This window comes from Streptomyces albidochromogenes, from assembly GCF_005981925.1.
In the GTDB taxonomy this organism is placed as follows: Bacteria; Actinomycetota; Actinomycetes; order Streptomycetales; family Streptomycetaceae; genus Streptomyces; species Streptomyces albidochromogenes.
This window is the reverse complement of record NZ_VBVX01000310.1, coordinates 1-7,320: the sequence shown is the minus strand read 5'-3', so window position 1 is coordinate 7,320 and position 7,320 is coordinate 1. Positions and strand designations below refer to the sequence as shown.

Below are 7,320 nucleotides of genomic sequence, written 5' to 3'. Positions count from 1 at the left end.
CCGACATCCCGCAGGCAGGGTCCCCGCTCCCGGGCAGCACCTTCGGCACCCCGTGATACGCGAAGCGCGCGGGACCGCCGAAGACGAAGAGGTCCCCGGACACCAGCTCGACGTCGGTGTACGGCCGCCCGCGCCCCCGCGTGTTTCCGAACCGGAAGACGCACGCGTCCCCGATGCTCAGCGACACCACGGGAGCCCCGGACCGCTCGTCCTTGTCCTGGTGCATGCCCATCCTCGCGTCGCCGTCGTAGAAGTTGACCAGCGCCGTGTCGGGGGAGTACTCCGCGGACGCCGGCAGGCCTTCCACCCCCGGCCCCGGACCGCCGCCCTCTCCGTACGCGTCCGCGACCGCCCGTCGCCCCAGTGCCACCAGCCACTCGGGAAACTCCGCGACCCGTGCCCCGTTCACGTCGTCCGCCGTGCGCGTGTACCGGTACGGCTGCCAGTGCCAGCCCACACACACCGTCCGCACCGACATGACACCGCCGTTGGGCAGCCGCGTGCGGCGGATCGGCACCGGACCCCGCGCCCACTGACGGCACGCCGCCACCAGCTCCCGCTGCTCCTCCACCGACAGCCAGCCGGGCACATGGACGGCCCCCGGCGCGATCAGCGCCCGCTCCCGGGGGAAGAGGCCGCTCACGCCGACGCTCCGACTCCTCCGTGGGCCGGTCCCCGGGCCGCCGGGCCCTCGGTCTCCAGCTCCAGCAGCAGCCGCTTGCGCTCGAGCCCGCCCGCGTACCCGGTCAGTGAGCCGTCCGCCCCGATCACCCGGTGGCACGGCCGCACGACGAGCAGCGGATTGCGCCCGATCGCCGTCCCCAGTGCCCGCACCCCGGCCCGCGAGACGCCGATCCGCTCGGCGAGCCGCCCGTACGACGTCGTGGTGCCGTACGGAACGCTCTCCAGCGCGTCCCACACCCGCCGCTGGAACTCCGTACCGGCGCCCGCCGCGTACTCCACGTCGAACCGCGTCAGCGTCCCGTCGAAGTACGCCCGCACCTGCCGCGCGACCTCCGCGAAGGCCCCGGGGTCCCGCCGCCACCCGGCCGGTACGTCGTCGAGGGCGACCCCGCCCTTCTGCCCGGGCACCGACAGCGAGGCCAGCGCGACACCGCCGGTGGCGGTCGCGGACACCTCGCCGACCAGCAGCAACTCGCCGAGCGGGCTGTCCATGGTCGCGTAGAGCGTCATGGCTTCCTTCCCTTCGCGGTACGTCCCGTCACCACGAGTCTGCGCCGCCCCGCCCGTCCCGGCTGGCGGGTTTCGGACATCGCGACGGGGGCGGAGCCGGCCGAGCCGCCCCCACCCCCGTTCCGACGCGTGCCACCGTCACGGCGACCGGCGGCCGCGGTCAGCGGTAGTTCACGAACTGCAGCGCGAAGTCGAAGTCCTTGCCCTTCAGCAGCGCCTGCACGGCCTGGAGGTCGTCACGGCTCTTCGAGCTGACCCGCAGCTCGTCGCCCTGGACCTGCGCCTTGACGCCCTTGGGGCCCTCGTCACGGATGATCTTCGCCACCTTCTTGGCGTTGTCCTGGGAGATGCCCTCCTCGATGGACGCGAAGATCTTGTACTCCTTGCCGGAGAGCTGCGGCTCGCCGGCGTCCAGCACTTTGAGCGAGATCCCGCGCTTGACCAGCTTGGTCTCGAAGACGTCGAGGATCGCCTTGACCCGCTCCTCCGAGCTGGCCTGCATCAGGATCTTCTCGCCGGACCAATCGATCGAGGCGCCGACGTTCTTGAAGTCGTAGCGCTGCGAGATCTCCTTCGCGGCCTGGTTGAGGGCGTTGTCGACCTCCTGCCGCTCGACCTTCGAGACGATGTCGAAACTGGAGTCGGCCATGTCCTGTGGCTCCTTGTGCTCGGGGGACGGAATACCGGTACGGGGTGCCGCACGGGGCGGGCGCGCGGCCGGGCGCCCCGGGCCGCTGCGGTAAAGCCTAGCCACCCGCACCCGCCCCGAGGGCTGATCAATCCGGTGGCGGAGCACCCCCGGGCATCGGGTATCGTTTACGTCGTTGCCACGGAACAACCGCCCAGGCGGTCGTCCCGGAGCGACATCCCATGGCGGTGTGCCCGAGTGGCCAATGGGAGCGGACTGTAAATCCGCCGGCTTAGCCTTCCCAGGTTCGAATCCTGGCGCCGCCACAGGTGGGGGAACCCCTTCCGGACTGCTGAGAAGCAGACCGGAAGGGGTTTTCTCGTTCCCACGGCACCGCGCCGGCCCGCGCCGACAGGTCTTCGACGCGGCCCCTCCGGCTCAGTTCCCGGCGACGTCCTTCACCGCGACCGTAACCGGCACCGACCCGCTGATCAGCTCCAGGGTGAGCCCGGCCGTCGACGGGGTCTCCAGCAGCTCCGCCAGGACGGCCGCCACGTCGTCGCGCGGCACCGGACCGCGCCCGGTCGAGGCGCCGAGCGTCACAAGGCCCGTGCCCGCGTCGTTCGTCAGGCTGCCCGGCCGCAGGATCGTCCAGTCCAGGCCGGCCCGCGACCGTACGTCCGCGTCGGCCGCGCCCTTGGCGCGCAGGTACGCGTCGAACACCTCGTCGCCCGCCCGCCGCTCGTCGGCGCCCATCGACGACACCACGAGGTAGCGGCGTACGCCCGCCCGCTCTGCGGCGTCGGCGAAGAGCACGGCCGCGCCCCGGTCCACCGTGTCCTTGCGCTCGGTGCCGCTGCCGGGGCCCGCGCCCGCCGCGAAGACGGCGGCGTCGGCGCCCTCCAGGACGTCGGCGACCTGCTCGACGGTGGCCGACTCCAGGTCCAGGACGACCGGTTCGGCGCCCGCCGCCCGCAGATCCTCACTCTGCTTCACGTCGCGGACGACGCCCGCGACCTCGTACCCGCGCGCGGCGAGCAACCGCTCCAGCCGCATCGCGATCTGTCCATGTCCACCAGCGATGACAATGCGCATGCCTCCGACCGTACGCGCCCCGGCGCGCTCGTGCTCAGGGCCGGGCCGCACGGGCCTGATACGGACTCAGCCCCGGCCCTGGCGCGGCAGATCGAGCGCGACGGCGGCCGCCGAGTCGCAGTACTCGCGGACCGCGCTCGTTCGGGCCACGACCCGCCCGCGGTGGATGACGACACGGCTGTACGCCAGGGACAGCACGCCCGCGATCCGGTCCCCGCGCACGGCGACCAGTTCGGCCGGGAACCCCGCCTCCACCCGCACCTCGGGCAGCCCCATCGCCTCCCGCGCCGCCGCGCTCACCGCGCCGTACGCGTCGGCGGCCCGCATGCCGCCCTGCGACGCCAGCAGATAGGCGGCCTCCAGCGGATCGCCCCGCCCCACCGGATTGGCCACGTCCCGCAGCGCCCCGCTGCCCGCCGCGACCCGCACCCCGGCGGCCCGCAGCAGCCGTACGGGAGCCGGGGCGCCACCCCGGCGCTCCACCCCGGAGCAGTCGCCCTGCGGCAGGCACACCACGCTCACCCCGGCGGCGGCCAGTTGCCCGGCCGCGCGCGTCGCGGCGTCCAGCGGAAGCCGGGAGAGCCCGGCGCACGGGCCGATGGTCACCCCGGGCCGCAGCCCGCCGACCATCGCCGCGAGCCGCGCGAGCCGCGCCGGATCGTCACCCTCCGTGTGGAGGTCCACGGGGCAGCCGTGCTCGGCGGCGATCTCCAGGACGGCCTCGGTGTACCCGGCCGGGTCCGGGTCGAGATCCGGACAGCCGCCCACCACGCCGGCGCCCATCTTCACGGCGTCCCGCAGCATCGCGAGACCGTCCGCGCCCGCCAGCCCCGTCAGCAGCCGGGGAACGGCCACGGCGGTCAGGTCGGCGAGCCCGCGCAGCGAGCGCCGGGCCTGGAGCACCGCCTCCATGGCCCGGATCCCCTGCACGTCCCCGATCCGCACGTGCGTGCGCACGGCCGTGGCCCCATGCCCCAGTTGCAGCAGTACGGCCTCGGTGGCGCGTCGCTGGACGTCCTCGGTGCCGTACGACACGGGACCGGCGTCGGCGGTCAGGGCCGTGTCGCTGTGGGCGTGCGGCTCGGCGGGCGCCGGCAGCAGCAGATGGCCGCCGAGGTCCACGCGCGCGCCCACCGCGGGCAGGCTGCCCGCCGTCCCCACCGCCTCGATGCGGCCGCCGCTGAGGCGCACGTCCACGGTGCGGCCGTCGGTGAGACGAGCCGCGCACAGCAGGAGCGTGTTGCTGTCGGTGCTGGGCAAGCCGTCGCTGTTCCCAGGGGTGCCGCCGGGCGATCGGGGCGGCTGCGGCTGGCTGTCGGACATCGGGCTCCTGGTGGGGCTCTGGCGTGCAAGATCAAGATCACGCAGCGTGAGTCGAGCCTAGGGGCCCGCAAACCAGCCTTCGAGGAGGAGCGGAAAAGTCGTACCGGTGTGGGGCACGAGTGGCGTACGAGACCGCTGTGATGGGCACGCGCGGGGGTACGGGAAACGGATTTGGGCGATCGGCGGGCGACCGTGTAATGTCTTCATCGCTCGCCCCAATAGCTCAGTCGGTAGAGCGTCTCCATGGTAAGGAGAAGGTCTACGGTTCGATTCCGTATTGGGGCTCTGGTGATCGGTGATCCCCCGCTTTCGGGCGGGGGGATCCGGCCATCAAAGCGGTGTAGCTCAGTCGGTAGAGCAAGCGGCTCATAATCGCTGTGTCACCGGTTCAAGTCCGGTCACCGCTACACACGGTAGCCGATTGTGGGGTCGGTCCTTCGATCGGCTACTCTTTTATGCGTTCATCCGTCAACCGTCCGTCCAAGGAGCACTCACGTGGCTGCCACCGACGTCCGCCCGAAGATCACGCTGGCCTGCGTGGAGTGCAAGGAGCGGAACTACATCACCAAGAAGAACCGGCGTAACAACCCGGACCGTCTTGAGATGAAGAAGCACTGCCCGCGCTGCAACTCGCACACCGCGCACCGCGAAACCCGCTAAACACAGGCTCGTATGCGAGGCCGTCCCCACTTCGGGGGCGGCCTCGCGTCGTTTGGTATCAGTCGATTCATCAGGCATCAGGAGGTACGAGTCCATGGCGCTCGACCAGTCCTTCGTGGGGCGGGCCTATCCGCCCACCGCACCGTACGAGGTCGGCCGGGAGAAGATCCGCGAGTTCGCCGAGGCAGTGGGCGACACCAATCCCGCGTACACCGACCCGGAAGCCGCCAAGGCACTCGGTCACCCCGATGTGATCGCCCCGCCGACCTTCGTCTTCTCCATTACCTTCAAGGCGGCCGGCCAGGTCGTCGAGGACCCGCAGCTCGGACTCGACTACAGCCGCGTGGTCCACGGCGACCAGAAGTTCGCGTACAACCGCCCGGTGCGCGCGGGGGACCGGCTGTCGGTCACCTCGACCATAGAGGCGGTCAAGTCGATGGCCGGCAACGACATCCTGGACATCCGCGGTGACGTCCACGACGAGTCCGGCGAGCATGTCGTGACGGCGTGGACGAAGCTCGTCGCGCGCGCGGCCCAGGAGGCGTGATGGCGGCGAAGATCTCTTACACGGACGTCGAGGTCGGCACCGAGCTGCCGGCGCGGTCCTTCCCCGTGACCCGCGCCACGCTCGTGCGGTACGCGGGCGCCTCGGGCGACTTCAACCCGATCCACTGGAACGAGAAGTTCGCCACCGAGGTCGGGCTGCCGAACGTGATCGCGCACGGCATGTTCACCATGGCCGAGGCGATCCGGGTGGTCACCGACTGGGTGGGCGACCCGGCCGCCGTCGTCGAGTACGGCGTGCGCTTCACGAAGCCGGTCGTCGTGCCGAACGACGACGAGGGCGCGCTGATCGAGGTGTCCGCCAAGATCGGCGCGGTGCTGGACGACAACAAGGTCCGCGTGGACCTGACGGCGATGAGCGCCGGCCAGAAGGTCCTGGGCATGTCCCGCGCCGTGGTCCGGCTCGCCTGACGCCGACGGGGCGCCTCTGCCGGCCGGAGGCGCCCCGTACGCTTGTCCCCGTGCAGGAACTCCACGACGCCCCCCTCGCCCCCCTGACCACCTTCCGGCTCGGTGGCCCCGCGACCCGCCTCGTCACGGCCACCACCGACGACGAGGTGATCGCCGCCGTCCGCGAGGCCGACGAGACCGGCACCCCGCTGCTCGTCATCGGCGGCGGAAGCAACCTGGTCATCGGCGACAAGGGCTTCGACGGCACCGCCCTGCGCATCGCGACCACCGGCTTCCACCTCGACGGCACGTCGCTGGAGCTGGCCGCCGGCGAGGTCTGGACCGACGCGGTGGCCCGCACCGTCGAGGCCGGCCTCGCGGGCATCGAGTGCCTCGCCGGGATCCCCGGCTCCGCCGGCGCCACCCCGATCCAGAACGTCGGGGCGTACGGCCAGGAAGTCTCCAGCGTCATCACCGAGGTCGTCGCCTACGACCGCCGCGAGGGCGGGACGGTGACCCTGCCCGCCGCCGCGTGCGACTTCTCGTACCGCCACAGCCGCTTCAAGCAGCACCCGGACCGCTTCGTCGTCCTGCGCGTGCGCTTCGCGCTGGAGGACGCGGGCGGCATGTCGGCCCCCATCAAATACCCCGAGACCGCGCGCACCCTCGGCGTGGAGGCCGGCCACCGGGTCCCGGCCGCCGTCGCCCGCGAGACGGTGCTGAAGCTGCGCGCGGGCAAGGGCATGGTCCTGGACCCGGAGGACCACGACACGTGGTCGGCGGGCTCCTTCTTCACCAACCCGATCCTCACCGACCAGGAGTACGCCGCCTTCCTGGCCCGCGCCCAGGAGCGCCTCGGAGCCGAGGTGACGCCCCCGGCGTTCCCGGCGGGCGACGGCATGACGAAGACCTCCGCGGCCTGGCTGATCGACAAGGCCGGCTTCACCAAGGGGTACGGGACGGGCCCCGCCCGCATCTCCACCAAGCACACGCTGGCCCTCACCAACCGCGGGGAGGCCACGACCGAGGACCTGCTGGCGCTGGCGCGCGAGGTGGTGGCGGGCGTTCACGAGGCGTTCGGCGTGACCCTGGTGAACGAACCGGTGACGGTAGGCGTAACCCTCTGACCCGCCGCCGCACCACTGGTTTCGCCCTTCGCGACCATGCGGGACCTGCGGGGGCGCTCCCCACGAGCGGGTGTCACCTCCGACCGGCCGCCCCACCACTGGCTTCGCCCTTCACCGCCGTGAGGGGACGTGCGGGGCGCTCCCCACGAGCGGGGGTGTCACCTCCGACCGGCCGCCCCACCACTGGCTTCGGACTTTTACCGCCGTGAGGGGACGTGCCGGGGCGCTCCCCGCAGGGTGTCGAACGCAACCTTGGGCGTCGCGGGCAACCGCTGCCGCACGTTCGGCACCCGAGGAGACGCCCCGGCGCGGCACCGCCCCCGAAGCCCTCACGCGAAG

General features: G+C 72.2%; 9 protein-coding genes and 3 tRNA genes. 7 read left to right on the top strand and 5 right to left on the bottom strand.

Translation table 11 applies throughout. The annotated features are described in order from the left end of the window. The 3 genes from E2E34_RS28360 to E2E34_RS28350 form a co-directional block, all read right to left on the bottom strand. A partial coding sequence (locus tag E2E34_RS28360; RefSeq protein WP_138904739.1) for an alpha-ketoglutarate-dependent dioxygenase AlkB family protein occupies window positions 1–643 on the bottom strand: 643 nt, incomplete at its 3' end. Beyond that, window positions 640–1,194: a methylated-DNA--[protein]-cysteine S-methyltransferase gene (locus E2E34_RS28355; RefSeq protein WP_138904738.1), complete on the bottom strand. Its 555-nt coding sequence runs from the start codon at window positions 1,192–1,194 to the stop codon at window positions 640–642. The genes E2E34_RS28355 and E2E34_RS28360, both read right to left, overlap by 4 nt. Window positions 1,195–1,354: 160 nt before the next feature. Further along, window positions 1,355–1,843 carry a YajQ family cyclic di-GMP-binding protein gene (locus E2E34_RS28350; protein WP_093799580.1) on the bottom strand — a complete coding sequence of 163 codons (489 nt, stop codon included), beginning with the start codon at window positions 1,841–1,843 and terminating at the stop codon, window positions 1,355–1,357. 223 nt (window positions 1,844–2,066) lie between these two features. Between E2E34_RS28350 and E2E34_RS28345 the strand changes: the two genes are divergently transcribed. Beyond that, window positions 2,067–2,148, top strand: a tRNA-Tyr gene (locus E2E34_RS28345). Window positions 2,149–2,260: 112 nt separating this feature from the next. On the opposite strand, the gene E2E34_RS28340 is transcribed toward E2E34_RS28345, so the two are convergent. Beyond that, on the bottom strand, window positions 2,261–2,917 hold the full coding sequence (locus E2E34_RS28340; protein ID WP_138904737.1) for an SDR family oxidoreductase: 657 nt from the start codon (window positions 2,915–2,917) through the stop codon (window positions 2,261–2,263). Between the two features lie 66 nt (window positions 2,918–2,983). Beyond that, window positions 2,984–4,240, bottom strand: coding sequence for an amidohydrolase family protein (locus tag E2E34_RS28335; protein WP_138904736.1), 1,257 nt, complete (start codon window positions 4,238–4,240; stop codon window positions 2,984–2,986). Between the two features lie 212 nt (window positions 4,241–4,452). Between E2E34_RS28335 and E2E34_RS28330 the strand changes: the two genes are divergently transcribed. The 6 genes from E2E34_RS28330 to E2E34_RS28305 all read left to right on the top strand — a co-directional run bounded on the left by E2E34_RS28330 (window position 4,453) and on the right by E2E34_RS28305 (window position 6,981). Then, window positions 4,453–4,525: transfer RNA gene (locus E2E34_RS28330), tRNA-Thr, on the top strand. Window positions 4,526–4,574: 49 nt separating this feature from the next. After that, window positions 4,575–4,647 (top strand) — tRNA-Met (locus E2E34_RS28325). Between the two features lie 88 nt (window positions 4,648–4,735). Next, window positions 4,736–4,900: a 50S ribosomal protein L33 gene (rpmG, locus tag E2E34_RS28320; protein WP_003956487.1), complete on the top strand. Its 165-nt coding sequence runs from the start codon at window positions 4,736–4,738 to the stop codon at window positions 4,898–4,900. A 94-nt stretch (window positions 4,901–4,994) separates the two neighbouring features. Continuing rightward, window positions 4,995–5,447: a MaoC family dehydratase N-terminal domain-containing protein gene (locus tag E2E34_RS28315; RefSeq protein ID WP_138898162.1), complete on the top strand. Its 453-nt coding sequence runs from the start codon at window positions 4,995–4,997 to the stop codon at window positions 5,445–5,447. Then, window positions 5,447–5,875 (top strand): MaoC family dehydratase, encoded by a 429-nt coding sequence (locus tag E2E34_RS28310; RefSeq protein ID WP_138904735.1) that lies wholly within the window; start codon window positions 5,447–5,449, stop codon window positions 5,873–5,875. Before E2E34_RS28315 ends, E2E34_RS28310 begins: the two co-directional genes overlap by 1 nt. A gap of 50 nt (window positions 5,876–5,925) precedes the next feature. Further along, window positions 5,926–6,981: a UDP-N-acetylmuramate dehydrogenase gene (locus tag E2E34_RS28305; RefSeq protein WP_138904734.1), complete on the top strand. Its 1,056-nt coding sequence runs from the start codon at window positions 5,926–5,928 to the stop codon at window positions 6,979–6,981. The last annotated feature ends 339 nt before the right edge of the window (window positions 6,982–7,320 follow it).